This is a genomic window from Bacteroides sp. GM023 (assembly GCF_014750685.1).
Classification (GTDB): Bacteria; Bacteroidota; Bacteroidia; order Bacteroidales; family Bacteroidaceae; genus Bacteroides.
Genome location: NZ_JAAXGE010000013.1, coordinates 95,816 through 121,642, shown reverse-complemented (window position 1 = coordinate 121,642; position 25,827 = coordinate 95,816). Strand labels below are relative to the sequence as shown.

Annotated in this window: 21 protein-coding genes; 11 read left to right on the top strand and 10 right to left on the bottom strand. The window is 42.2% G+C overall.

What is annotated here, in order from left to right; all coding sequences use genetic code 11:
- The first annotated feature begins 7 nt into the window (after positions 1 to 7).
- From HC965_RS22590 to HC965_RS22580, 3 genes are all read left to right on the top strand, one after another.
- A complete protein-coding gene (locus HC965_RS22590) occupies positions 8 to 1,615 on the top strand; it encodes a SusD/RagB family nutrient-binding outer membrane lipoprotein (protein ID WP_191033595.1) in 1,608 nt (535 codons plus the stop codon).
- Between the two features lie 409 nt (positions 1,616 to 2,024).
- Entirely contained in the window at positions 2,025 to 2,720 is a 696-nt protein-coding gene (locus tag HC965_RS22585; RefSeq protein WP_191033594.1) for a DUF3800 domain-containing protein, read from the top strand.
- Positions 2,721 to 2,724: 4 nt separating this feature from the next.
- A complete protein-coding gene (locus tag HC965_RS22580; RefSeq protein WP_191033593.1) occupies positions 2,725 to 3,258 on the top strand; it encodes a hypothetical protein in 534 nt (177 codons plus the stop codon).
- A gap of 312 nt (positions 3,259 to 3,570) precedes the next feature.
- On the opposite strand, the gene HC965_RS22575 is transcribed toward HC965_RS22580, so the two are convergent.
- From HC965_RS22575 to HC965_RS22565, 3 genes are read right to left on the bottom strand one after another with little or no spacing between them, the layout of a single operon-like run.
- Positions 3,571 to 5,049, bottom strand: a complete 1,479-nt coding sequence (locus HC965_RS22575) for a RagB/SusD family nutrient uptake outer membrane protein (protein WP_191033592.1) — start codon at positions 5,047 to 5,049, stop codon at positions 3,571 to 3,573.
- A gap of 18 nt (positions 5,050 to 5,067) precedes the next feature.
- Positions 5,068 to 8,328 carry a SusC/RagA family TonB-linked outer membrane protein gene (locus tag HC965_RS22570; RefSeq protein WP_191033591.1) on the bottom strand — a complete coding sequence of 1,087 codons (3,261 nt, stop codon included), beginning with the start codon at positions 8,326 to 8,328 and terminating at the stop codon, positions 5,068 to 5,070.
- A gap of 30 nt (positions 8,329 to 8,358) precedes the next feature.
- Entirely contained in the window at positions 8,359 to 9,522 is a 1,164-nt protein-coding gene (locus HC965_RS22565) for a thioredoxin family protein (protein ID WP_191033590.1), read from the bottom strand.
- Positions 9,523 to 9,770: 248 nt separating this feature from the next.
- Here HC965_RS22565 and HC965_RS22560 point away from each other — a divergent pair, with 248 nt between their 5' ends.
- A complete protein-coding gene (locus tag HC965_RS22560; protein ID WP_191033589.1) occupies positions 9,771 to 10,232 on the top strand; it encodes a helix-turn-helix domain-containing protein in 462 nt (153 codons plus the stop codon).
- A gap of 30 nt (positions 10,233 to 10,262) precedes the next feature.
- The gene (locus HC965_RS22555; RefSeq protein ID WP_191033588.1) at positions 10,263 to 12,020 is read left to right on the top strand and encodes an ATP-binding protein; all 1,758 of its coding nucleotides are present in this window, start codon (positions 10,263 to 10,265) and stop codon (positions 12,018 to 12,020) included.
- A 595-nt stretch (positions 12,021 to 12,615) separates the two neighbouring features.
- Here HC965_RS22555 and buk read toward each other — a convergent pair.
- Both buk and HC965_RS22545 read right to left on the bottom strand, forming a co-directional pair.
- Positions 12,616 to 13,680: a butyrate kinase gene (gene buk / locus HC965_RS22550; protein ID WP_191033587.1), complete on the bottom strand. Its 1,065-nt coding sequence runs from the start codon at positions 13,678 to 13,680 to the stop codon at positions 12,616 to 12,618.
- Positions 13,681 to 13,697: 17 nt separating this feature from the next.
- Positions 13,698 to 14,654: a phosphate acyltransferase gene (locus HC965_RS22545; RefSeq protein WP_191033586.1), complete on the bottom strand. Its 957-nt coding sequence runs from the start codon at positions 14,652 to 14,654 to the stop codon at positions 13,698 to 13,700.
- Between the two features lie 181 nt (positions 14,655 to 14,835).
- Between HC965_RS22545 and HC965_RS22540 the strand changes: the two genes are divergently transcribed.
- The 4 genes from HC965_RS22540 to HC965_RS22525 all read left to right on the top strand — a co-directional run bounded on the left by HC965_RS22540 (position 14,836) and on the right by HC965_RS22525 (position 18,055).
- Positions 14,836 to 15,639 carry a glycoside hydrolase family 16 protein gene (locus HC965_RS22540; RefSeq protein WP_191033585.1) on the top strand — a complete coding sequence of 268 codons (804 nt, stop codon included), beginning with the start codon at positions 14,836 to 14,838 and terminating at the stop codon, positions 15,637 to 15,639.
- A 17-nt stretch (positions 15,640 to 15,656) separates the two neighbouring features.
- On the top strand, positions 15,657 to 16,565 hold the full coding sequence (locus HC965_RS22535; RefSeq protein WP_191033584.1) for an LD-carboxypeptidase: 909 nt from the start codon (positions 15,657 to 15,659) through the stop codon (positions 16,563 to 16,565).
- A gap of 70 nt (positions 16,566 to 16,635) precedes the next feature.
- Positions 16,636 to 17,619, top strand: a complete 984-nt coding sequence (locus HC965_RS22530; protein ID WP_191033583.1) for a M28 family peptidase — start codon at positions 16,636 to 16,638, stop codon at positions 17,617 to 17,619.
- 10 nt (positions 17,620 to 17,629) lie between these two features.
- Positions 17,630 to 18,055 carry a SufE family protein gene (locus tag HC965_RS22525; RefSeq protein ID WP_004316653.1) on the top strand — a complete coding sequence of 142 codons (426 nt, stop codon included), beginning with the start codon at positions 17,630 to 17,632 and terminating at the stop codon, positions 18,053 to 18,055.
- Between the two features lie 14 nt (positions 18,056 to 18,069).
- Here HC965_RS22525 and HC965_RS22520 read toward each other — a convergent pair whose 3' ends face one another.
- The 5 genes from HC965_RS22520 to HC965_RS22500 form a co-directional block, all read right to left on the bottom strand.
- Positions 18,070 to 18,849 (bottom strand): CPBP family intramembrane glutamic endopeptidase, encoded by a 780-nt coding sequence (locus HC965_RS22520; protein ID WP_191033582.1) that lies wholly within the window; start codon positions 18,847 to 18,849, stop codon positions 18,070 to 18,072.
- 146 nt (positions 18,850 to 18,995) lie between these two features.
- Positions 18,996 to 19,988 (bottom strand): riboflavin biosynthesis protein RibF, encoded by a 993-nt coding sequence (gene ribF, locus HC965_RS22515; protein ID WP_191033581.1) that lies wholly within the window; start codon positions 19,986 to 19,988, stop codon positions 18,996 to 18,998.
- A 10-nt stretch (positions 19,989 to 19,998) separates the two neighbouring features.
- Positions 19,999 to 20,622, bottom strand: a complete 624-nt coding sequence (locus tag HC965_RS22510; RefSeq protein WP_191033580.1) for an HAD family phosphatase — start codon at positions 20,620 to 20,622, stop codon at positions 19,999 to 20,001.
- Positions 20,612 to 23,317 carry a calcium-translocating P-type ATPase, PMCA-type gene (locus tag HC965_RS22505; protein ID WP_191033579.1) on the bottom strand — a complete coding sequence of 902 codons (2,706 nt, stop codon included), beginning with the start codon at positions 23,315 to 23,317 and terminating at the stop codon, positions 20,612 to 20,614. Before HC965_RS22505 ends, HC965_RS22510 begins: the two co-directional genes overlap by 11 nt.
- 90 nt (positions 23,318 to 23,407) lie before the next feature.
- Positions 23,408 to 24,583, bottom strand: a complete 1,176-nt coding sequence (locus tag HC965_RS22500) for a HAMP domain-containing sensor histidine kinase (protein ID WP_191033578.1) — start codon at positions 24,581 to 24,583, stop codon at positions 23,408 to 23,410.
- A 223-nt stretch (positions 24,584 to 24,806) separates the two neighbouring features.
- Here HC965_RS22500 and rd point away from each other — a divergent pair, with 223 nt between their 5' ends.
- On the top strand, positions 24,807 to 24,971 hold the full coding sequence (gene rd / locus HC965_RS22495) for a rubredoxin (protein ID WP_191033577.1): 165 nt from the start codon (positions 24,807 to 24,809) through the stop codon (positions 24,969 to 24,971).
- 134 nt (positions 24,972 to 25,105) lie between these two features.
- Positions 25,106 to 25,822, top strand: a complete 717-nt coding sequence (locus HC965_RS22490; RefSeq protein ID WP_191033576.1) for a hypothetical protein — start codon at positions 25,106 to 25,108, stop codon at positions 25,820 to 25,822.
- Positions 25,823 to 25,827 lie beyond the last annotated feature (5 nt).

Here is a 25,827-nt window from a genome sequence, read left to right as displayed (position 1 = left end):
GAGCATTATGAAAAAATATACATATATAGTAGCACTACTAATGGGAGGATTGTTCAGCTTCTCAGGATGTACTGATAATTTCGAGTCTGACAATGAACTGAAAGGCGCATTTAATGAACAGGCGCAGTCCTACGACCGTCAGAAATACACAATGCCACTTGAGGTTGTGCAATCGGGAATTTATTTCCAATACAACTGGGGAGACGGATTGAACTGGCCGTGGCAATTGACGCAGGCGCTTCAGCACGATATGTTTTCCGGATATTTCCATGATCCTACGGCAAAGTTTAATGATAAGAACTCCGTTTATAATATTAATACCGGCTGGTCTAATGCCGCATGGAATTATACTTATCAGTATATATTCCCGGCTATACATAAAGCCGAACTCAATACAAAAGATGTGGAAGAAGCTATTCAATATTATGGCATAGGAAAAATCTTGAAAGTAGAACTGATGCATCGCATTGCGGATACTTATGGACCGATCGTGTACAGCAAATTCGGTAACGGGGAAGCCAATGCGGTGGATACGCAGCAAGAGGCTTATACAGCTTTCTTTAAAGATTTGGATGCCGGAATCGAAGCGCTCGATAAGTTTTTGAAAAATGGTGGCAGTGATGGAACTTTCAATGCCCATGATATGATGAATACTACCGGGATTAAGGGATGGATTAAGTTTGCCAATTCACTTCGTCTCCGTCTCGCTATCCGTATATCCAATGTTGACAAGGCTACGGCAGCGGAGCAGATTGCGAAGGCATTTGAAAACTCTTATGGATTATTGGAGAAATCTCAAGAAGTTATACAAGTGTCAGGCCGTGGATATACGAATCCTTTATATGGTGTAGCCGGTTGGGGTGAAGTGTATATGGGAGCAAGCATGGCATCCCTGCTGAATGGATATGAAGACCCGCGTCGTGAGAAGTGGTTTAACAAAGCTACTTTAACGGGGCATACCGACCAGTGGATTGGTATACCTCAAGGCGTATTGATGCGAGAAGGAGATCCCAGCTATTATAGCGGTTATTCATCTTTCAATGCAATCAGTGGTGAGACGACACCTGCCATTCTAATGACAGCGGCAGAAATTTGGTTTTTGAGAGCAGAAGCTGCTTTGCGCGGTTTTACGACTGAAGATGTGAAGGTTTGCTATGAGACAGGTGTAAAAACCTCGTTTGCTCAATGGAAGGTTGACGGGGCTGATGCTTATTTGGCAAGTGAGAAAAAACCGGTGGGATATAAAGATTATGTTCCTGCCAGTGGTGGTAAAGACATGAATGCACTTATTACTATTACTCCTAAATGGGACGATGGAGCAACTCCCGAAGTTCAATTGGAGCACATTATTACTCAGAAGTGGTTGGCATGTTTCCCTGAAAGTTATGAAGCCTGGTCGGAACAACGTCGCACGGGCTATCCCAAACTATTTAAAGTTCAGACAAATAATAGTGGCGGAACAATTGATACGGATATAATGATTCGTCGTTTACCATTCTCTACAGATGATGCCGACAAAGATCCTGCACAATACGGATTCTTGAAGGCTGCTCTCGGCGGAGTAGATAATGGCGGAACCCGTCTTTGGTGGGATGCCGGTCAGAATAAGTTTTAAAAATGGCTGAGTAGTTTATAAATTATAGGTATAATTTTTATGATCTAAGCGCGTTTTCTCCGTGTATTAGTGTTTGAAAGTGAGAGGAGAAAGGTTGTGAGGGAGTGGAGTCGAGGGGGCTTCGCTCCCTTTGAGCTTAAAGAAAACAATAATAAAATAAAATTCATCAGTGGTGGTAAGGATGAGCAAATGGCGAAACGACATTCCTCACCCAACATCCTTTTTCTTATGGTCAGTATTTATTGTGCAATATGCTTACCCTACTTTCGTTCTATGCCGAATTAGCTGTTGGTTGTAATATTGGGGTTATCATCTTATCATTCCGTTGTGTGGTAAAAATTGCACATCTTTTCTTTGGAGTTACTTTTTATCCCTATCTTTGTCTCCCGATTATAAAACGAATAATACAATGGAGTGCAACCACAAGACCTATAATATATATTGTGACGAGAGTACGCATTTGGAAAATGACGGGCAACCTTACATGATATATGGCTATGTAAGTGTACCGTATAACGAGATGGCTCTTGCTAAAAAGCAGATACGGGAAATCAAAGAAAAGCATGGATACGAGGGAGAACTGAAATGGACGAATATCTCCGACAAGACCTTTCCTCTTTACAATGAGATTGTAGATTATTTCTTTATGACCAACATGAAATTCCGTGCGGTCATCGTGGACAAGTCGGAAATAGACAATACACGGGCAGAATACAGTTATAACGATTTTTACTTTCGGATGTATTACCAGCTTTTGCATCATCAGATGGATATGGAGAGCACTTATAATGTCTATTTTGACATCAAGGACACATGTAGCCAGCAGAAGTTGCACAAACTGGCGGAAATATTAAAGTATAACTCGGCGATACGGGATTTTAATTTCGTTAAGTCGCATCAGGTACACTTTATCCAGTTGGCAGATATTCTTATGGGTGCCATAAATTACCATCTACGCATACAGAAAGGGGTGATCGCGGGAAAGGTACGTGCGAAACGTCTGATTGTCGAAAAAATAAAGAAGCAGACTAACCTTTCGTTATTGTGTACCACACCTCTGAAAAACAAGAAGTTCAACCTGTTCTTTATCAATCTGCAAAAATAAGTCTATGCCATTCAATTTGTTAAAGAAATACCCGGAACTGTTGGAAATATTGCATCTGGGAGATAAAGAACGCAAGGATTCGTTATATAGAGTTTATTGCCGTGATATAGAGGATAACGAAACATTCATGTTCCGTACCAAACGTATCTATCCCATCAAATCGGACGGGGAAATAGATATGCAACGTGAATTTATGCACCTGACAACAACGGACGACAAGGAAGAGGAAGGTGCTGCAACTAAAAAAAGAGTTTTTGAACCTGATCGTTCCCGCCGCTTACATTGGATTCGTCATCATATAGAAGAGAAGACATCTCATGTGTTGGAAATATTCAGTTGCGAGGAAAGAGATATAAAGCATCGTAAGAATATTTACCGTACATACATATATGATAAGATAGAGAAATATGTAATAGTCCTTGAACCGCAGCGAAGTCCACACGGATATTACTTGCTGACGGCTTACTATCTGAATATGCCGGGCGGAGAAAAGAAAATAAAGAAAATGCTAAAAAAGAAACTGAACGAAGTTATATAAAAAACGCAAGGCTCCGAATTGGATCTTGCCAAAACGAGCCTCGAAACCCCTTCTAATTGTAGATGGGCACTGCAAATGTACAAATAAAAAAGAGAAAATCGCTCTAATTGAGGAGAAAAAGTAATTTATTAGGGAAATTTAGTGTGGAAAATCTTTAATTAATATCAAGACCTCGTTCGCAAACAAAGTGATGCCAACGAGGTCTTTTGTTTTCATTATCACACGTTCTTAATCTTATTTTACTTTTTCGATATATGTAGAGCGTTAGTTCAATAGTTGTCAAACTTTTCTTCGTTGTTATACTTTTATTTATTAACGTTCATATTGAGGAATATCCGGGTTGTACTCTAATACATTTTGTGGAACGGGCATAATATAACGCAAATCATTGGCTGGAAGTTCCCATGTCTCATTTCCTACTTTGTGGACAACTGTTTTTGCAAATTTCGGTTCTTTGTTCAAGCGTCGTAAATCCACATATCGCATATATCCTATCATTGCGAATTCACAACGACGCTCATCAAGTACTAATTGCAATGCTTTTTGTTTGTCTGTAAAGTCCGTCACTTTATACGGGATATGGTTTCTGATACGAGATGCACGTAGTGTATTTAGATATCCGATAGCTTTCGCCGTAGTTCCTATACGGGCTTCACATTCTGCAGCAGTCAGGAGCATTTCCGGAATGGAAGTGCCGGCATTGATTTGTATCCATGCTGTATAAATAGTGTACCCCTTGAAATATTCCATACCGGCACCACGGTTCATGCAGTCGGCACGGAAAAACAAATCTTCACGCAAATCCGCTTCACCCATTTCTTCATTGATGTTTTTGGCAAAAACTTGGCGCAAATCTTCGCTTTCACATACACTGTTGAACGTGTGGTTACTAATATAACGGGTATACAGTTGCTCCGGGCTTGGGAAGCCGTACTGTCCGTCAGGGAACTGTGTCTCATTTTCATCATCCGTAACGATATTCCTCCATTGCGTCCCGTCAATCTTCTTATAATTTTTATATTCGATTAACCGGATATTCTGTGGGTTAGAAAGTATCATATCGGCATATTTCAAAGATTCATCATAATTTCCCATGTACAAATACATGCGGGACAATATTGAATGACAAGCATTTTTGGTAGGGTAGAAAGGGAATGCCGTATTGTCGGCCAGATTGGCAGAAGCAGCCTCCAAATCTTTTTTTATTTGTTCATATACCTCGGCAACCGTATTGCGCTTATACTTTTCTCCTCCTACTTCCTCACTCAGCACTAAAGGTACACCATAGTCTGTAGCCGCAGTAGAAGCATCATAATGCTTCCCGTATATATTAATCAAGCACAAGTATTCGAATGCGCGGCCGACCAATGCCTCGGCTTGCAGACGACTTTTATCAGCGTCACTACCACCCGTAGAGCTTAATACATTATTAATAATTGCATTGTAACTGAAAATGTTGGAATACGCATTTTCCCAGATAGCATCGCTATTTCCGGGGGTATATACCTGTCCCGGCTGGAATGAAAAGATATTCCTTTCATGATCTTTTTTACTGATATACTCGAACCATTCCACTGTCGTTTCACCTTTTTCCACCATCATGGGGTCGTCGGTGAAATAAACTAGATAAGGATCTAGGACATTAATTAGATATTGGTTAGACATCAGCTTCTCATAATCAGCATAAGTCTCGGGGATTGTATAACCTTTGGGTTTATTGTCCAACCAGTCATCGCAGGAAGCTAAAGATAATATAGCACAAGCAACAGCAATATATTTTGTTATTTTCATATTATTCAAGTTTTAATTTTAGAAATTGGCTGATAGCCCGATTGTGTAAGTGGCAGGAATATGCTGTCCTCTGGATGGAGAAAGGCTTGTTCCCGACCATACTTCCGGATCCAGATTCTTGTCATTCGCAGCCCAATACCATAAATTCTGAATTTGCAGGTTGATGCGGAGATTTTGCATGAAGAATTTGTTGATCCATACTTTAGGGAACGTATACCCTAAAGAGAGGTCACGCAACTTGATATAATCTCCCTTTTGAATATGTTTGTCAGCTGCACTCCACAGATATTGCACCTGACTTGAACGGCTATTGCCATACAGAAAAGCAGGAGCTATATCCGGATTATTTTCATCACCCGGATTTCTCCAGAAGTTAAGGCGATCACGGTCTATCGCACTGGTAGAATTCATAACAGGATACATCGTAAACATATTGCTTGCTGCGACATCTCTTAATTTATGACCACCATAGAATACAAACATAAAATCCAGGTCAAATCCTTTGTAAGTAATCCGGTTCGACAAAGAGGCGGAATAGGGTGGTGTAGTAGTTCCCACATGTACCAAATCCTCCGGTTCTAGCAAAGCATAGCTGTTGACAACTGTTCCGTCGGCTTTATATGCTTGCGGCAAACCTTCTTTGTCCAGACCGGCATAACGAACTGCAAATATAGAATTCATAGGATAACCTTCGCGATTTTGCAGAGAGCCGAAGTAACTATAGGCCGAAGTTCCCGAGTTTTCAATTTGAGTCAATTTGTTTTTGTTATAACTGAAAATGAAATCGGAAGACCAGTTGAAACTACGCGTATTAATGTTTTCACTATGCAAAGTGACTTCTACACCACGATTGTACATCTGTCCATAATTCAACTGCAAGGAAGCCCAACCGGAAGTCGGTTCTGTTTGTCGCTGTCCCAACAAGTCCACAGTTTTTTTATTATAGAACTCTATTGAACCGCTCAGACGGTTTTTCAGAAGACTGAAGTCGACGCCAAGGTTGAAAACCCCTGTCTTTTCCCAACGTAAAGTTGGATTGGGAGGAGTAGAGATGTATGAATAATATTCATTTGTGTAGGAGTTGGGGCGGGAATTTGTTGTCGCTATCATATACGGACCGCTATCTTTGGCTATATTGCCATTGATACCATAGGTTCCGCGTACCGCTAGACGGTCAATCCAATTCCAATTCTTTAAAGCCACATAGTGTAAACCGAATGACCATAACGGGCGATATTGGTATTTGGGATCTGTGCCAAACAGGTTTGACTGGTCAATACGAATACTGCCGGTGGCGGATAAACGCTGATCCAATGAATAAGACGCATTGCCATAGAATGAAACATAGCGGTCATCAGTTTCGGTGAACTTGTCATAAGGGCCACTGAAATAATAGCTGCCATATAAAGCCTGTGTTCCACTGATGCCAGTCCCCAATTGCAGTTCATTAAACGATTTCCATGTCAGGCTTTGCGGGTCATATCCCCATTTGGTGTAGTATGAGCTTTGGGTTTTCACTTGTCTTCTTTCAGCGCCAACCAGCACTTGTACGTCATGCCGGCCGAACTCTTTATTAAAATCGGCTTGTATGCGGAATGTATATGATTTATTCTTGTTCCATGTTTCACTTAAACGTCCGCCTGCCGGGATATGATTGGTAATATTTCCATCTTTAATAACAGTCGCATTATTTATCTCAGATTTCATGGTATATGAATTAACATCGTAATACTGACTTCTATAAATAGAAGTATTTTCATTCTGATAGTATATCGACAGATTCAGTTCAGGCATTATTTTGAATCTTGCGCTAAAGTTTATATTCTGATATTTATTTTCATTGATAGAATGTGCCTTGTCTATTTCGTCCAACGGGCGGTAAGTTTCATCCAGTAAGCCTTTGTCGACCAGTCCGTCAATAGATGTCTGTGTGCGGCTCATAGTCCATATGGCAGGACTACCGTCCTCATTGCGAAGCATACGGTAAGGCCTTGAATATAAATTGCTAAATCCATTGAATCCATTATCGTAATCTTCTTTGTAATTACTATTGATTATGCCTACATTTACCTGCATCCATTTAAAGAAGTCGAACTGGTTCTTTAAGTTAAAGCCGATACGTCGATTGGACTGTTCCTTTTCGTATGGCAGATTTTCTTTATAATTGGCTGATAAAGAATATTTGTAAATATCGGAACCTCCGCTGAATGCAATGTTATGCTGATGGGTTATCGCAGCCTTACGCACAAGCTCATCTTTTATCTGCTGATAATTATTACGATTGCGATATACATCAAGTTGCGACTGCAACTCTCCGTCGGTTGCTATTTCTCCCGCTTCGCGTTTATACATTAATAAATAAATTTCATTGGTGGCACGTGCGTCGTTAGGTTGATACGGATTATGATAATATCCGAATAACTCTTGCATTAAATCAACCAGTTCAGCGCTTGACGTAAGATTCATATAGCTGTGTGAAGGCAATGGCGTAAACTTTATGCTACCATTATAACTTACCCGGGTTTTGCCTTTTTCACCGGAACGAGTAGTAATAACGATGACACCGTTGGCCGAACGAGCTCCATAGATGGAGGCTGCCGTAGCATCTTTCAATACAGTCACATTAATAATGTCCGCGGGGTTAATGGCATCCAGTCCGCCTTCGTAGGGGATGCCGTCTACTACATACAATGGCGCCCGTTTGCTACTGACCAAAGTCGATATGCCTCGTATGGAAGGACTGGCGTTGGGTCTTAAATCCAGTCCCGCAATCTTTCCTTCCATTCTATCCAGAATATTGGTCTGAAGTTTTCCTTCCATATCTTTCGGGGTTATGATAGCATAAGAACCCGTTGCACGTTCTTTCGAGATGGTTTGATAGCCGGTAACTACCACCTCATCCAACAGACGGCTTTCCGGTTTTAAATCTATCGCATAGTTCACCTTACCCGGAGTGATTTTCAACTCAGTTCTGGCATATCCCACAAAAGATATCACCAATGTATTTCCCGGCTCCACACTTAGTGAGAATTGTCCGTCCATAGTAGTGACAGTGCCATTATTGCTTCCTCTTACAATAATACTGGCACCGGGAACCGCATTGCCGTTTTCGTCTCTTACCACACCGGTGATTTTTACTTTCTTTTGGTTTGCTTCCATTGCCGTATCATCGTGATTCGCCTGAACGGCGTAAATAGAAGAGACCGGATAAAACAAAATAGAACTAAAAGCAAGTAAACCATATATACTGCTTCTCTTCGTAATGTTTGCTATTTTCATATATTAGGCAGTTTATTAAATATATTCGTGTTACTTTCGCCTGGGTTTTGCTTTCAAGGCATCCGGGCGCATATTATACACCGTTTTACCGTGTGTCGGCGGAGCGATGATATAAGCAGGAATAACTTGTTTGTCATTCATTCTGCGGACAACCATTTCCAAGGCAGACGCATATTCCTGATGGATAAAAGCATCGTCTCTTTCTTTTTGGTTGTAAGCGATATAGCGTAAATAGTCGACACACTTGTAGAACCATGCGTCAGGCATCTCATCAGTTTTATAACTTAAGCGTGCAATAAATTTCAATCGGGAAATAAGCTCTTGCTGATTGACATTTGTATCGGCAATCATTGCGTCAATCCGTGCTGCGGCATCATCGTACTTTTTTTCGTTAATGCTGTTGTTGATATGAATCATTTTGCAATTGAAATCTTTTCCTTCGTAGTCGCATAAAGCTTCAATGGCAGCGAGGTCGGCGTAGGTTGTTTCTTTGGCGAGCTTTGCATCCACTGCTTTTTTGCCGAAGCGTTGGCAAAAGTCCATATAATTATTCGACACTTGTCTCAGATAAGGAGTAATGCCCGGGATGTTATCTGCATAGACTTCCCAAATATCCGGTTCTGTCAGCTTGGCACCGTTTTTCAGTAAATCCTCAAAAGCCTTTTGGACATTGTTACGTGCATAAATAGAGTGATTATAACGGATGTAATCGATTAAAAAAGCACGTTCTCTATTGCCTTTCGCATACTGTTCCTGTAAATAGAAAGAACGTTGGGTGGGTATAGTAGCGGCTTTTCCTGTCTGAATGAACTGCTCTGCCGACTGGCGACTACTGCTTCTATGAACTATATTTTCAGTGGTGGGGTCTATGAACGCATAAGTCGGATAACTGTGCACTCCGTATTTCTTGGCAAGAGTCATTCCTTCGCCTTCCTCTGCGTCTATTTTCAGATTGACGAATGTATGATTGTAGTAATACCCTACTGTCGGCAAAGAAAATACAGTTTGTGCCATATTCATACAAGGACCGCACCATTGGGTGTAGAAGTCTATGAATATAAGTTTATTCTCCGCTTTTGCTTTCGTTACGGCTTCCGCCCATGTGACACCATGTAGAAAGTTGATCCCTGCGCTTTGAGCGCTCAAAGAAATTGCATAAATACATGCAGCTAAAATTAATAAGTTTCTTTTCATGTTTCGCTATTTGGTTAAGAATTGATTGTGTGTTTACTTTCGAGTTACCTCTTATTCTCATTTATTGCAAAGTTCATATTTCTTTCTACTATCAAGCGCCTTGACTGTATTCCTTTTATTCTATTTGCTCGGAAGTAATATTCCTTTTATTCATATTATCACATCTATTCGTTTTTTTCGTATATTTGCTTCGAGCGAAACTTTTCATTTGTATATTTGTTGGATTTTAAAAAGAAAAAAGAATAAAGATGGAAACAGAAGAATTGATAATCGGGAGAGTTCATCATGGACGCAATATACGTCGAACCCGCATTGAAAAGAATATAAAACAGGAGGCTTTAAGTAAATCAGTACATTTGTCTCAGCCTGCTATCTCTAAATATGAGAAGATGAAGGTGATTGATGATGAAATGTTGCAGCGCTTTGCGCGGGCGTTGAATGTACCCTTCGATTATCTCAAGACTTTGGAGGAGGATGCACAGACGGTGGTGTTTGAGAATAATACGGTGAATAATAACGATCAAGGCGGAGCTAGCTTTAATTTGGGAACTGTTAAGACATGTGATGTTGATAACGATAACCGAGTTAACAATTTCAATCCTATCGACAAAATCACCGAACTCTACGAACGTCTCTTAAAAGAGAAAGATGAAAAGTACGCTGCATTAGAACGTCGTTTGCAGCATATCGAGCAGAGTTTGCAGAAATAAGTAAACAGATAGTTTGAAAGGAATCGCAGTATGATGAAACAAATACCTTACGGAATTACTGATTTTGGTCGAATCCGGAAAGAAAATTATTATTATGTGGACAAGACCATGTTCATTGGAAAAATAGAAATGCAGCCGCCTTATCTATTTTTGATTCGCCCTCGCCGATTTGGAAAGAGTTTAACTTTGGCTATGCTCGAAACCTATTATGACATAAAGTATGCAGACAGGTTTGATGAATTGTTCGGAAACTTATATGTAGGGCAACATCCTACTAAGTTGCATAATCAGTTCCTCATTATGCGATTTAATTTTTCAGAAATTAGTTCCAATGTCAATGAGGTTGAGCAATCGTTTAAACTTCATTGTTGTAACAAGTTAAAGGACTTTGTCTTTAAGTACGAAGAACTGCTGGGAAAAGAAATTTGGGATGTACTTGACGAGAAAACCCAAGAAGCCCCCGGTGCTTTTTTATCTTCAATCAGTACCTATGCCAGTCGTAAAGGAAATCTCCGTATTTATTTACTTATTGATGAATACGATAATTTCACCAATACCATTCTTTCAACATACGGTACAGAGTTTTACCGAAAAGCAACGCATGGTGAAGGCTTTATCCGTGGCTTCTTTAATGTGATAAAATCTGCTACTACCGGAACAGGCTCTGCACTCGAACGATTGTTTATCACAGGAGTGAGTCCGGTAACGATGGACGATGTCACTAGTGGCTTTAATATCGGAACTAATATCACAACCGACTCATGGTTCAATGATTTGGTTGGCTTTAGTGAGAAGGAATTGCGTGAAATGCTGACCTATTATAAAGAGCAGGGAGTCCTTGAAGAATCTGTAGATGAAATAGTTGCCATGATGAAACCCAATTATGACAATTATTGCTTTAGTGAAGATACGTTGGAACAGTGTATGTTCAACTCTGATATGGCACTTTATTTTCTGAAATCTTTTGTTCTTCATCATAAAAAACCAAAAGAAATAGTAGACCCCAACATCCGTACTGACTTCAACAAATTGACATACTTGATAAAGCTTGACCACGGATTGGGAGAAAACTTCTCCGTTATAAAAGAAATTGCCGAACAAGGAGAAATTACTACCGATATTGTTACTCATTTTTCAGCATTGGAAATGACGAATCCTAGTAATTTCAAGTCTTTGTTATTCTATTTCGGACTTCTTACCATTAAGGGTGTAAATATGGTAGGAAGGCCCATTTTGCACGTTCCGAATTTAGTTGTGAGGGAACAGCTCTTCAACTTCCTGATTCAAGGATACATTAAACATGATATTTTCAAAATGGATATGGACAGGATGGCTGCTTTATTTGAGAATATGGCTTTCAGGGGAGACTGGAAACCCCTGTTCGATTTTATAGCTGAGGCTATTCGTGAACAGAGTCGTATTCGTGAATATATTGAAGGTGAAGCGCATATTAAAGGTTTCCTGCTTGCTTATTTAGGGATGTACCGTTATTATCAGCTTTATCCGGAATACGAATTGAATAAAGGTTTTGCAGATTTCTTATTTAAACCCAGTCCATCGGTTCCTGTGATGCCCCCTTTTACTTATTTGCTTGAAGTGAAATATGCAAAGGCGGGTGCTTCGGAGAATGAGATACGTGTCCTTGCCGATGAAGCGCGTGAGCAGTTACTTCGTTATAGCGAAGATGAACTGGTGGCAGAAGCCAAGGCAAAAGGGGGACTCAAACTGATTACGATTGTATGGCGTAGTTGGGAACTTGTATTATTGGAAGAAATCACTCTTTCTTAATAAATAAGTAGCATAAATGCAACTATAAGACTTTTGCGGTTCATTGATTCCACCTGATTCTTGAAATGCCGATGAATAAGGCAATAGCGGGTGAAGGCAAGGACTAAATTTAGGTGAAACTGAACATGATAGGTTTCACCTTGTTTTTTTAATCCCCCCTTAAGTCAAAACAAATATCCCTTGAGCTAAAATAAATATGATTATAGCTAATCCGGATATGATTATAGCTAATCGAAATATGCTCATTGCAAATCTACGGTCAGGCATAATGGACTGTCAGATATTAATAGTCTGGTTGTCAAAAGTTAATAGCTTATCTTTTAGAAGTTAATAGTCTAGCCTTCAGCTATTAATAGCTGAATTGTTGTGTCTATATCCCCAATACATTGCATCTATATATCCAGCATATTGTGTCTATATGCCCAGCACATTGCGCCTATATGCCCAATAATTGATGTAAATAAAATCGACCGGTGAAAGCAATAGCGGAAGGTTTCACCTTATTTTTCCCCATGCTTTCACCTGCTATTGCCCTATTCATCGGAGTTTCAGATGTGAGGTGAAACCTGTGAAACTTGTGAATCAAAAGTTCGTGTTACTTGTAGACCTGTATGGGTAACTCACCTTTTAACGCCCCTATCGCATTAAGCGCCAATGCTTCCATCTCATCTTCTCCCGGATATACATATATGGGAGCTAAAAATGAAATGCGTTTCTTTAAACGGGGAATTACATAATCAGAATAAGCAATTCCACCAGTCAGAAGGATGGCATCTATTTTTCCGCAGAGAACAGTGGCTGCGCCGCCGATAGCTTTTGCTACATTATAAATCATGGCATCCAGTATCAGTTCCGCTTTCTTGTCTCCTTCTTCTATCGCTTTGATAATGGCAGGAACATCCGTCGTTCCAAGATGTGCCGTCAGTCCGGCACGACCGGAAATACGTTTCTTCAATTCATCTTTCGTAAGCTGACCGCTGAAACATAGGTCAATGAGCTGTCCGGCAGGAAGTGTCCCCGCACGTTCCGGTGAGAAAGGCCCTTCGCCGTCCAGCGCATTATTCGCGTCAATCGCACGTCCGTGATGATGGACAGCTATCGAGATACCGCCACCCAAATGACAGATAATTAAATCAAGGTCCTCATATCTTGTTCTTTGCTCTTTTGCGAAACGCCGTGCTATGGCCTTCTGATTCAACGCATGCCAAATCGTAATTTTCGGCATCAATGGAGAACCTGTAATGCGGGCTATATCTTCCAGTTCATCTACCACTCCCGGATCAGCAATGAAAGCGGGACAGCCGGGAAGGGAAGAAGCTAGTTCTTTGGCTATTAGTCCACCTAGATTGCAGGCATGTGTGCGCATAGCGTGAAGTGTATCCCGTTCCATTGCTTCATTCACTATATATACACCACCGGGGATAGGCTTCACCAGTCCACCACGCCCGATGACAGCATCAAACGTAAAAGGAATCCCATTCGATTCCAACTCCTGAAGTACCAAGTTTTTCCGAAACTCAAACTGGTCTATCACCTGCGGATAAACGGACAATTCTTCTACCGTATGCTTGATGTTGCTGACTAGCAGAGGTTTTTCATCCTCATATACAGCTATCTTTGTAGAGGTGGAACCGGGATTGATAACCAGGATCTTCTTCATAGAGTTTGATGTTTGAATTATGAATTGTTACCTTGACTAAGCACTTGCTTTCTGCATTCGCAATCTCCTGATACCTGAAGGCAGGCCATTGCTATACTGTAATACTTAGATAGTCCCGAATCACTGCGGGACGGGAGAACGACAGGACAAATGGGGCCTTGCAGCAATCCTGCCATTTCAGCATTGGCAAACAGGGAAACAGACTTATAAAAAGCATTTCCCGATTCTATATTGGGGAATATAAGTACATCCGCCTGTCCGTTGATAGGAGATACAATTCCTTTTATATCTCCACTGGCCTGTTCGCAGGACGTACGCACATCCAACGGACCGTCGATAATGACATTGCCGAACTCTCCGGCTTCAGCCAATTCCACGATATTCACATAGTCCAGTGAATGAGGAAATTTGGCACTCACCTTTTCCGTGCAGTGAATCAATGCCACGCGCGGCTGTTCAATACCGAAATGCCGGCATGTGCAAATAGCGTACCATATCATCTCTATACGCTGCTGCAATGTGGGACGTGGGATAACCGCAGCATCCGAGAAGAAAAGCAGCTTATGGTAAGTCGGAATTTCCATCACAGCCAGATGCGTGAGGATTTTGCCTTTCGGGAGCAGTCCTTTTTCCTTGTCCAGTATGGCGTGCAGCAAATTGTCCGTATTGATGATTCCTTTCATTAAAATATCCGCTCCGCCTTCACGAACGATGCGGACAGCTTCACGGGCCGCTTCGTCCGGGTTCTCTATATGAATGGTCTTCACATATTCCGGATATTGTTTGAGCGTAGGATATTTTTCCAGGATAGCCGAATCTCCGATCATCAGGAACTCCGCGATCCCTTCTTTCAGAGCACGCGCCATTGCATACTCCGTGTTAGGATCGTTTGCACAAACCACGGCAATCCGTTTTCTGTGGTTTAGTTTCTTTAGATGGTCTGTGAGCTGGGCAAAATTAAGAATAGGTTCCATAACGTTAGATTTTTAGCAAATATCAGAAAAATGATTGAGAAAACAGGGATTCTAACCCGAAAAAAATACATCTGTTGTGTAACATTTTGCTATATTTCATTTGTTTTAGCCGCCAGATGTGCATGGAATCGTTTTTTCGTGTATTTTTGCATACATAAATCCCCCAAATTATAAAAATGACATGAAACAGTTTAAAAATCTATTATTTATTAGCTTAATTCTCCTTTGTTGGTTGCTTGTATCCTGTAAAACGTCTAAAATCCCATCCGGTTGGTCATTGGCCTGGGAAGAGAATTTTAGTCAGAAAAATACTTTCGATTCGAAGGTATGGAGCAAGATTCCACGGGGAAAATCTGATTGGAATAACTATATGACGGACTTTGATTCTTGTTACTCTATGCGCAAAGGTAAACTGATATTGAGAGGTATTGTCAATCATACGCAGCCTAATGATACCGCCCCCTATTTGACCGGCGGTGTCTATACGAAAGGCAAAAAGGCTTTTGATAATGGGCGTATCGAGATTTGTGCCAAGCTCAATGCGGCGAAAGGAGCCTGGCCTGCTATCTGGATGCTGCCTGAAAAAGCAGCCTGGCCATCGGGCGGAGAAATTGACATAATGGAACGTTTGAATTACGATTCCATAGCCTATCAGACGGTACATTCCCATTATACCTATACGCTGGGTATCAAGGAAAATCCAAAATCTCATTCGACAGGAGTGATTCACCCCGATCGGTACAATGTTTTTGCGGTTGAGATGTACCCGGATAGTCTCTCATTTTATGTCAATGATGTACATACGTTTACTTATCCCCGCATACAAACGAAGGAAGAAGGACAATTCCCCTTTAACCAGCCTTTTTATCTGCTGATAGATATGCAGTTGGGCGGCTCGTGGGTTGGCGCTGTCGATCCTGAAGACCTGCCGGTGGAGATGGAAGTAGACTGGGTACGTTTTTATCAGCGAAAGTCAACAAAATAGATTCTAAATTATAATATATGGATATTCAATTTCCCCCTTTTTTGCAGCCGGGTGATAAAGTAGTCATTGTGTCGCCTTCCAGTAAGATAGACAAAGAGTTTCTGAAAGGTGCCCGCAAGCGGATCGAGTCATGGGGACTGAAGGTTGCTATCGGAAAGCATGCCGGCGGTTCTGCCGGAAGATATGCCGGAACCATCAAGCAACGTCTCAAAGACTTGCAGGACGCGATGGATGACCCGACGGTGAAAGCTATTCTTTGCAGCCGTGGGGGATATGGAGCCGTACATCTGGTAGATAAGATAGATTTCACAGCTTTCCATGAGCATCCGAAGTGGTTGCTTGGATTCAGTGACATCACGGCATTGCACAATCTGTTTCAGAAAAACGGATATGCATCCCTGCATTCACTGATGGCACGCCATCTCACGGTAGAGCCGGAGGATGATCCGTGTACCGTCTATTTAAAAGATATCCTGTTCGGAAATCTGCCAGTTTATACTTGTGAAAAACACAAGTTGAATAAACAGGGGAGCACGCAAGGCATTCTGCATGGCGGAAACATGGCAGTAGCTTACGGTTTGCGGGGAACTCCTTACGATATTCCGGCAGAAGGGACTGTGCTGTTTATAGAAGATGTCAGCGAGCGCCCTCATGCCATTGAACGGATGATGTATAATCTGAAATTGGGCGGCGTGCTCGAAAAATTGTCAGGGCTTATCATCGGGCAATTTACCGAATATGAAGAAGACCGTTCCTTGGGAAAGGAATTGTATGCAGCCCTGGCAGATTTAGTGAAAGAGTATGATTATCCCGTTTGTTTTAATTTCCCGGTAGGGCATGTCACACATAATTTGCCGCTTGTCAATGGGGCGAAAGTAGAGTTCACGGTCGGAAAGAAAAATGTCGAATTAAAGTTTATTTGTTAATAATCTATTCCATCTGAACGATACTGTGTTGAAAATGACTAATTTTGAGGCTTTAATAGAAAAGAGGACGATGAAAAAGAAAACTATGATAGTATTGACAAGTGCCTTTTTGTTATTATCGGCATTCTCTTGCGGAGGCGGCAACAAGGCAAATAGTACAAATGAACAAAGCGAAAAGATTGTTGTGAATGTGCCACAGTTTGATGCGGATAGTGCTTATCTGTATGTAAAGAATCAAGTGGATTTCGGTCCTCGTGTGCCTAATACGAAGGAACACGTGGCTTGTGGAAACTACCTGGCAAAACAGTTGAAAGACTTTGGTGCACAGGTGACCGATCAATATGCCGACCTGATAGCCTATGACGGAACTTTGCTGAAAGCAAGGAATATCATCGGTTCTTATAAGCCCGATAGTAAAAAGAGAATTGCCCTCTTTGCGCATTGGGATACGCGTCCTTGGGCCGACAGCGACCCCGATGAAAAGAATCATAAGACTCCTATTTTAGGAGCAAATGACGGAGCGAGCGGGGTAGGAGCCTTACTGGAGATAGCCCGTTTGATAAACCAACAGCAACCGCAACTCGGTATTGATATAATCTTCCTTGATGCGGAAGATTATGGGGCGCACGATCAGAATAATGAAGAATCATGGTGCCTGGGCGCACAATATTGGGCACGCAACCCTCATGTGCAGGGATACAATGCCCGTTTTGGTATCCTGCTCGATATGGTGGGCGGTAAAAATACCGTTTTCCTGAAAGAATCATATTCCGAAAGATTTGCGCCGGACATCAATAAGAAAGTTTGGAAAGCAGCCAAGAAGTTAGGATATGGCAGTATGTTTATTGATGAAGACGGCGGTGGAGTGACGGACGACCATCTGTTTATCAACCGGCTGGCACGCATCAAAACGATTGATATCATCGCTTCTGACCCCGAAGGGGGCTTTACTCCTACCTGGCATACGCTGACGGACAATATGGATCATATTGATAAAAATACATTGAAAGCAGTCGGACAGACTGTATTGGAAGTAATTTATAACGAGAAATAATAAATATATCATGTCAATTAATGAATTGCAAGACGAAGTTATTGCAGAGTTCAGTGACTTCGACGATTGGATGGATCGCTACCAACTACTTATTGACTTAGGAAATGAGCAGGAACCGCTTGAAGAAAAATATAAAACGGAGCAGAATCTGATTGAAGGATGCCAAAGCCGGGTATGGCTTCAGGCGGATGATGTAGACGGTAAGATTGTTTTTAAGGCAGAAAGTGACGCGTTGATTGTAAAAGGAATCATTGCCTTGCTGATTAAGGTATTGTCAGGGCACACTCCTGACGAAATTCTGAATACGGATCTTTATTTTATTGATAAGATCGGATTGAAAGAACATTTATCGCCTACACGCAGCAATGGATTGCTGTCGATGGTAAAACAAATACGAATGTACGCATTAGCGTTCAAGGCAAAAGAGGGGAAGTGAAAACTTCCCTTTTTTCATTCTGTTTTTGCGGAAGTCAGATAACGCATTGTCAGCACACTGCCGATAAGTAGTAGAACCGCTCCGGATAAGACAAGCAGGTAAGGTGTACCGCTTATCAGGTCATCCATGTTTTTCGCTTCGGGGTATTGGATACTGAGATATACTGCCAGGGAATTGTTCAGCACATGCATGAGTATACAGGGAATCAGGCTGCCGGTCTTATAATACGTCCATGCAAACAGGATACCGATAAGAAATGCCGGAAGTATCTGCGCTGGATTAATATGAAAGACACCAAACAGAAGCGCTGAGATGAGGATAGCCTTTGTCGGGCTATATTGTTGCAGTAAGGCTTTGGTGATAGCTCCGCGAAACAACAGTTCTTCCAGCACAGGACCTATGATGGCTATCGCAAGAATCCCTCCCCAGCCGGATTGGAGAATGTCAAAAGATTGCTCCATGATATCAGGAATCCAGTCAAGCAGTCCCATAAGTGCGGATACTGTAAATCCACCGGTGAGAATAGCCAGTCCGCTACATACCAGATAAGGAGCTGATACAGGCGACCATGTTGCCTTTCTCGTACTGATATAACCGGCTTTCCATAGATAAATACCCATCATAACCTGACCGGCCAATTGTGCCGGAATCATGATTGTCTGCGTCAAGACAGCTTTGTCCAAATCCCCGGTAGTAACCAATAAATAGATGGTACAGGGAATCATTATCAGAATAGGGGCGACGATCTGTGCGATGAGAAGGTCGATCAGAACTAGTTTGATGGCTGTCTTCATAAGGTTTTATGCTCTTTATTTAGTTGTAAAGAAACTGCATATGAACATAGCTAACATTGAAATAGCTATTACCACGAGGGAGATACTCATAAATGTCTTTTGCATAAGAATCAGCTTTTAAGTTGTTGTTATATTATTCATATTGTCTATTCTGTCGGAGGCACTTCTTTCTCCTTTGATGAGCTTGTCTTTTGGGCAAGGAGGATGGCTTCTGTCTCTTCAGCGTCTTTGTGAAGTTGTACGATCAGTTCGTCGATACTGGAATATTTCAGTTCGGGACGAGTCCGCTTTACAAAAGTGAGCCGGATAAACTTGTCATATATGTTGGAATGGAAGTGAAGGATATTCACTTCAATCGTACGGTTAGGGCCGTTACCAATTGTCGGGCGGACGCCTATATTCAACATTCCCATATAAGTTTTCCCGTCGAATGTCACCCATACGGCATAAACACCATCCGCAGGAACGAGCTTGTCGGGATCGTCTACGCTTAAATTGGCGGTCGGGAAACCGATTTTCCTACCTACCTGATAGCCGCCTACAACAGTTCCGTCCAGGAAATATTCATATCCCAGGCAGCGGGCTGCCAAGTCTACATCTCCTTTGTGGAGCAGTTTGCGGATAAGGGAAGAACTGACAGTTGCATGCTGTCCGTCCTCCATTTCTATGGGACTGGTATAGGCTTTTGCCTGAATAACCTCTGTGCCGATTTCTTTTCCATAACACACATAATCCTCAAAGCCTTCGCTGCGATTGTGTCCGAAACGATGGTCGTAACCAATCACCAGGCATTCTACCTGAAAGCGTTCCTTCAGTACTTGCGTCATAAACTCACGTGCCGTCAGGTGGGAAATCTCCGGTGTGAAATCAAGCATCAGACAGTAGTCCACTCCGATGTTGGCTAATAGGTTTATTTTTTCTTCCGGTGTAGTCAGAAGTTCCGGGCGATAATCCGCGTTCATCACTTTGCGGGGATGAACAGGGAAAGTGACCAATGCAGAACGTAAACCTTTGGCTGCTGCTATCTCCTTCACTTGCTGAAACAGATAGCGGTGTCCTGCATGAACTCCATCAAAGAAACCGATGGTAGCTACGCAAGGTTCCGGAGTAAGGGGCGATATGTCACGTATGATCTGCATTTTTACGAATTTATTTGCTTTTGAAAAGATGGCTCCAGTCTTCGCCGGCTTTTGCCGTATAGGTGGAAATGCCAAGTCCTTCGGCCGCTTTACAATTTAGTTCGGAATCGTCGATGAAAAGTGTTTCTTGCGGTTCAATGCCTGCATCTTCGATGACAGCTTTAAAAATCTCCGGTTCCGGTTTTATCATGTGCATCTCATAAGAGAGATATGTTTTTTCAAAATAATCTTCTACTCTGAAGGTACGATATGGGAAAGCATGTTGGCAAGCCCATTTCCAGTGAATTTCGTTTGTGTTGCTAAGCAGGTAGACTACATACTTGGTGCGCAGTTTCAGCAGTAAGTCGAGTTTGTAAGCGGGAATATCCACCAGGAAACTATTCCATGCAGCATCTATCTGTTTGTCGCTTACTGTTTTGCCCATCATATCCCGGATCTCATTCCGAAAGTCGGCGGAAGTAATTAGCCCTTTCTCCTGCTGCATGAATATTCCATGCAGTTGTTGTATGTTCAATCGCTCTTCTACGTCTGTGAACCCTAATTTCTTAAAGCTCTCCATGCAACGTTGGCGGTCAAGATTGATAAGCACACCACCTAAATCAATAAGAAGGTTTTTAATTCCTTTACTTTTCATTTCTACTTTTTTTGTGAATAATACGTTGAACAAGGCGAATAAGTTCTCCAACCCATAACACCATGGACGAAACGCCTATAATTAGAAGCCAGGTTTGCCAGTCGAGTGGTGTCGTACGGAATACAGCTCCACCGAACTGTACGATCAGGAATTGTCCGACCAGGATGGCCAGCACAATCAATTCCATGCCATACGATTTGGAAAGTCCTTTGAACGCCGAATCGGTAGTACCGAATACACGGGCATTAAAGAGGTTCCAGAATTGTAACATGACAAAGAAGGTAAAGAATATTGTGAGATTGTGTATATCCATGCCCTTCACGCTGTGGTCGAAATAATAAATCATTCCGAGCAGCACAATAAGGAAAATAGACCCTACACCTAGTATATTAGTCCGCATTGCCTTACTGATAATAAAATCAGTACTGCGACGGGGTTTTTCAAGCATCACTGTCTCACTTGGCGGGATGGAAGCTAGTGCAAGTGCCGCAAAGGTATCCATAATCAGGTTTACCCATAACATTTGTGTCACGGTCAGCGGAAGTTCCGTTCCGATGACAGAGCCTAGCAGGACAATAAGCAGCGCAACGAAATTGATCGTCAACTGGAAAACAATGAAACGCTGGATATTCTTATAAAGCGAACGTCCCCACATGACAGCGGTTCCGATACTGTTGAACGAGTCATCGAGCAATGTAATGTCACTGGCTTCTTTGGCAACGGAAGTTCCCGTTCCCATTGACAACCCGACTTGTGCATGATTCAAAGCCGGAGCATCATTCGTACCATCTCCGGTTACGGCTACTACCGCCCCTTTCTGCTGAAGTAATTGTACCAGGCGTTGCTTATCCGTCGGACGGGCACGCGACATGATTTTAAGATCCATCACCCGGTCTAATGCTTCTTCGTCGCTCAATTCAGCGAATGCAACTCCGGTGATACGATTCCGTTCCGTATCTGTCTCCGGGTTCCAAAGACCTATCTGACGGGCTATCTCCGTTGCTGTTCCCGGCGTGTCACCGGTCACGATCTTAATGCCGATACCCGCCGATTGGCATTTGGCTACGGCAGCAGGCACGTCAGGACGAATCGGGTCGGAGATGGCAACGATTCCCAAGAAGTTCAGGTCATTGGCTGATACTAATTCGACACAGTCATCCGGCTCATTCTCTCCGACAATCTTGAACGCAAATCCAAGTGTACGCATAGCCATATTCTGATAATTCAGCAACTGCGCTTCCACTGTCGAACGGTATTCCACAGCGTCTACCCGTTTTCCGTCCAGGACTACTTCCTTGCATTTGCCAAGAACGATTTCGGGAGCTCCCTTGATATAGAGTATTTTCTTGCCAATCAATGGAGACTCTACAAGAGTAGCCATGAACTTTCGTTCTGTCGAGAACGTGAGTTGGTCGAGAATATGTGCGTTTTCACGAAGTTCGAGATAATTTCTTCCCTGGCTGTTCAACCATAACAGCAAAGCTACTTCAGTAGGATTTCCCACTCCTTTCGGTTTTTCTCCGGCTGTCGATTCTTCCAGGAAAGCGGTTGAATTGGCACTGATACCTTCTGCGATAAGTGCACTGATATCGTCATCGGACAGGTCACTGCCATTCTTTATACCATAAAAGTTCGGTTCATGTACCTGCATCAGATTCTGTGTCAGCGTACCGGTTTTGTCTGTACAGATCACAGTGATAGCGCCCATCGTCTCGCAAGCGTGCATCTTTCGTACCAGATTATTGGTAGAAAGCATACGGCGCATATTCAACGCCAGGCTAAGGGTGACGCTCATAGGCAAACCTTCGGGCACGGCCACTACAATCAGAGTAACCGCCATCATAAAGTATTTGAGTGTCCGCTCGAAAACCGGAAGCCATTCATGCCATCCGTTCAGCGCGCCGAAGTCAAAGGCAAACACTACATCTTTTACGAAGAAGATAAGGAAAGCGAGGCCGGCAACGGTAAAACCAATTTTTCCGATCAGGTTGGCAAGTTTGGTCAACTGTATATTCAGCGGTGTCGGTTCAAGATTATCTTCCGTGCTTTGGCGGGCTACTTTTCCGATTTCGGTAGCATCTCCTACATGTAACACGCGCATCGTTCCATGTCCGTCTACTACCGTAGTTCCGCGCATTGCCAGATTGGAAGCATACGTCGCTTCATCATCAAAATCCGCTTCCACAGTAGTTTTATTGATAACAGGCTCTCCTGTCAGATTGGATTCGTTTACCTGCAAGGAAATGGCTTCCAACAGTTCCCCATCCGCCGGTATTTCTTCTCCGGTTTCCAAAATTACAATGTCGCCTACTACTATATCTTTACGGGGAATTTCCTGTACGCGTCCGTTACGAATCACTTTTACCAGTGTCTCCTCATTGACTGCATTCAGCAAATCGAATTTTTTACTGGCGTCATATTCGAAAAAGAAACCGATGCCGGTAGCCAGCAGGATAGCGGCGATAATTCCGATAGTCTCGGCATATTCGTTTTCGATGATGGAGATAATTAACGAGAATGCGGCTGCCACTAATAGCACACGTACAACCGGATCTTCAAACTTTTCGAGATAGAGCTTCCATAGGGAAGGACGCTTGGGGGGTGTTAACAGGTTAATACCATTCTTTTCCCTGCTTTGAAGGACTTCATTATCAGTAAGTCCTATATGATAAAAATCATCTTTATTTGTACTCATGCAGATACATGCGTTTAGTTCGGATTGCAAAAGTACAACATAATATTGTGATTAAATGTTTAATTAAAACTTTTTATGAAGTTGAATTTATTACTGCGGTTTGCCACACGTCCGGTAAGGAATGGTGAACCAGAATGTAGAACCTTCACCTTCCACGGAGTCTGCTCCAATCTGGCCATCCAGCTTGTTCACGATGGTTTGGGAAATAGACAATCCCAGTCCGGCTCCCTTCTTGTCCTTGTTCAGCTTCACGAAGCGCCCGAATACATCCGGCAATTTATCCGCAGGAATACCCGCTCCGGTATCCTTCACATAGAAGTAGAGTTCTGTGTTCCTGGCTTCATATCCTATGCGGATTGTCCCTTCGTGGGTGAATTTCATCGCATTGGAAGTAAAATTGGAAAGCACTTGGGCAACCCGGTTGCGGTCGGTCGATATTAGGCAGGAAGAGCGTGACGGCTCTGCTATTATCTTAATTATTCCGCCTGCATCATTCACCCGCATTTGGAAAAGCTGTTGTAAATCCGACAATAACTGGTTAATGTCTACCGTAGCATATACAAACTCCAAAGTACCTGCCTCAATCTTGGACATGTCAAGGATATCATTCACCAGTTGCATCAGGAGGTCAGCATTCATCTTTATGATTTCCTGATATTGGGCTTTTTCCTCTTCTGTGTTTGCGCTGCCCATTATTTCCGCAAATCCGGTGATAGCATTAAGTGGAGTACGTATCTCATGGCTCATATTGGCTAAGAAAGCAGATTTGGAAATATCGGCTTTCTCCGCTTTTTCTTTGGCTATAATCAGCTCCTTTTCCGCTTTCTTCCGTCGGGTGACATCATGAACGGTAAGCACCATGTTCTCTTCATCATTGAGAAGAAAGTAAGAACCTGATATGACGGCGTCACATTCTACTGTTGCATTGTCGGAAGTGACCATTGTCAATGTTGCTTCCAGGTCGGTGAAATTCCTTCTTTGTTCAAAAGCCTGGCGTATGGCGGTGCGTATCGGGCAGGAACCACAGAATGAATGCGTGCCGCAGCCACCTTCTGCCGACAATGCATTACGGCACTGCAACAGATCACCCACTCTTTTGTCTTCCAATCCTTTTTTTGTTCCGGTTTTCTGATAGTAGTTGGTTTTCAGAACTTTGAAATCATTATTTATAAGCAGAATAAAAGCATGCACATTTTTTAGGACAGCACCGGCGATGTGGTTGGTACGTTCCAACTTTCTTGATTCCCGGAATAATCGGCGTTGCATCCGGAGATATTTTTTGCGTTCCCACAAAAAACTGATTAGCAGGACAGCACATAAGACGATGAGGGTTGATATTAATGCTATGAGCATACTTGTATATTGTTGCTTTAGTTTGGTTAATATGTTCACAAAGATAGTTTTTTATTTCATTATTCGAAAAGTGTTTGAACAAATATCTTGTTATTGTTGTTATATTATTTAGAAAACCAATTAAAAGACGAACGTTATGAAAAAGTACATTTGCACGGTCTGTGAATATATTTACGACCCCGAACAAGGAGATCCGGATAGCGGAATTGACCCAGGAACTGCGTTTGAAGACATTCCAGATGATTGGACTTGTCCGTTATGTGGGGTAGGAAAAGATGATTTCGAACCGTACGAAGGATAAAACAAAGAGGGAGAATTTATTAAGTGGGAATAGCTGAATACATGAAATTGTGTTCAGCTATTTTTGTTTTTTTGTGATAACAAATGCTTGTGATACTTATATTTGTAATACCTTTGAATTAAAATTATAGAATTATGTATTACAACAAGATAGCTACTCATCGGATCTCACAGTTATTCCCTTTTATATCTGTATTATTGATATTCAGTTTTTTAATCGTAGGCTGCCATGATGATAATGAAGAGAAACCACCTGTTCCCGAACTACCTACTCCCGAACCACCGGATTATAGTACGATAATTGTCAAAGACATAAGAAATATTCCAGAGAATTTCATTTTTGACAAAGTTAGGGTGAAAGTAACAGGCCTTGATTGGAGTGTAATCGAGACTCTTGAATTTCCCTATGAAAACGGACAGATTGTAATGGAGCTTCCCACTACTTTTCCTTCGGAGAAACTTCAGAAAGTAGATCGTCGGGTTGGTATTGGTATGAGAGGATACTGGACTGGAACAGCAGATGACGGTGATGCACTTGTGGCTACGCTAGGGGATTTTCTCGTTTTTAATGGTGAGACGAAAGTGGGGCGGATTGCAATTTCTAATTGGTCGGGTAAAGGCTCATCTGCGGAGAAGGCAACTCTGGTGAGCTATCAGTATGCTGATCGTCCTTTTACATTGACCGGCAGCGATAAATCTTATTATTATAATGATTGTTCTTTTAATGAAGGGTGGAATATATTTGCTAATATCAACCCGGCAGAAGGTAGTTCACAAAAGGTACTTCGTACAACCAATGTTCCTGAATCCACTTTATTTTGGAGACTTGCGGAATCCTACGTATATAATTAGCCGTT

Coding starts and splice junctions, on each gene's coding strand:
- ribF (WP_191033581.1), bottom strand. CDS start 19,988: ATGCAGATCATACGTGACATATCGCCCCTTACTCCGGAACCTTGCGTA.
- HC965_RS22565 (WP_191033590.1), bottom strand. CDS start 9,522: ATGAAAAGAAACTTATTAATTTTAGCTGCATGTATTTATGCAATTTCT.
- rd (WP_191033577.1), top strand. CDS start 24,807: ATGAAAAAGTACATTTGCACGGTCTGTGAATATATTTACGACCCCGAA.
- HC965_RS22505 (WP_191033579.1), bottom strand. CDS start 23,317: ATGAGTACAAATAAAGATGATTTTTATCATATAGGACTTACTGATAAT.
- HC965_RS22545 (WP_191033586.1), bottom strand. CDS start 14,654: ATGGAACCTATTCTTAATTTTGCCCAGCTCACAGACCATCTAAAGAAA.
- HC965_RS22500 (WP_191033578.1), bottom strand. CDS start 24,583: ATGCAACGCCGATTATTCCGGGAATCAAGAAAGTTGGAACGTACCAAC.
- HC965_RS22530 (WP_191033583.1), top strand. CDS start 16,636: ATGAAAAAGAAAACTATGATAGTATTGACAAGTGCCTTTTTGTTATTA.
- HC965_RS22585 (WP_191033594.1), top strand. CDS start 2,025: ATGGAGTGCAACCACAAGACCTATAATATATATTGTGACGAGAGTACG.
- HC965_RS22490 (WP_191033576.1), top strand. CDS start 25,106: ATGTATTACAACAAGATAGCTACTCATCGGATCTCACAGTTATTCCCT.
- HC965_RS22540 (WP_191033585.1), top strand. CDS start 14,836: ATGAAACAGTTTAAAAATCTATTATTTATTAGCTTAATTCTCCTTTGT.
- HC965_RS22570 (WP_191033591.1), bottom strand. CDS start 8,328: ATGAAAATAGCAAACATTACGAAGAGAAGCAGTATATATGGTTTACTT.
- HC965_RS22525 (WP_004316653.1), top strand. CDS start 17,630: ATGTCAATTAATGAATTGCAAGACGAAGTTATTGCAGAGTTCAGTGAC.
- HC965_RS22520 (WP_191033582.1), bottom strand. CDS start 18,849: ATGAAGACAGCCATCAAACTAGTTCTGATCGACCTTCTCATCGCACAG.
- HC965_RS22580 (WP_191033593.1), top strand. CDS start 2,725: ATGCCATTCAATTTGTTAAAGAAATACCCGGAACTGTTGGAAATATTG.
- HC965_RS22560 (WP_191033589.1), top strand. CDS start 9,771: ATGGAAACAGAAGAATTGATAATCGGGAGAGTTCATCATGGACGCAAT.
- buk (WP_191033587.1), bottom strand. CDS start 13,680: ATGAAGAAGATCCTGGTTATCAATCCCGGTTCCACCTCTACAAAGATA.
- HC965_RS22510 (WP_191033580.1), bottom strand. CDS start 20,622: ATGAAAAGTAAAGGAATTAAAAACCTTCTTATTGATTTAGGTGGTGTG.
- HC965_RS22555 (WP_191033588.1), top strand. CDS start 10,263: ATGATGAAACAAATACCTTACGGAATTACTGATTTTGGTCGAATCCGG.
- HC965_RS22575 (WP_191033592.1), bottom strand. CDS start 5,049: ATGAAAATAACAAAATATATTGCTGTTGCTTGTGCTATATTATCTTTA.
- HC965_RS22535 (WP_191033584.1), top strand. CDS start 15,657: ATGGATATTCAATTTCCCCCTTTTTTGCAGCCGGGTGATAAAGTAGTC.
- HC965_RS22590 (WP_191033595.1), top strand. CDS start 8: ATGAAAAAATATACATATATAGTAGCACTACTAATGGGAGGATTGTTC.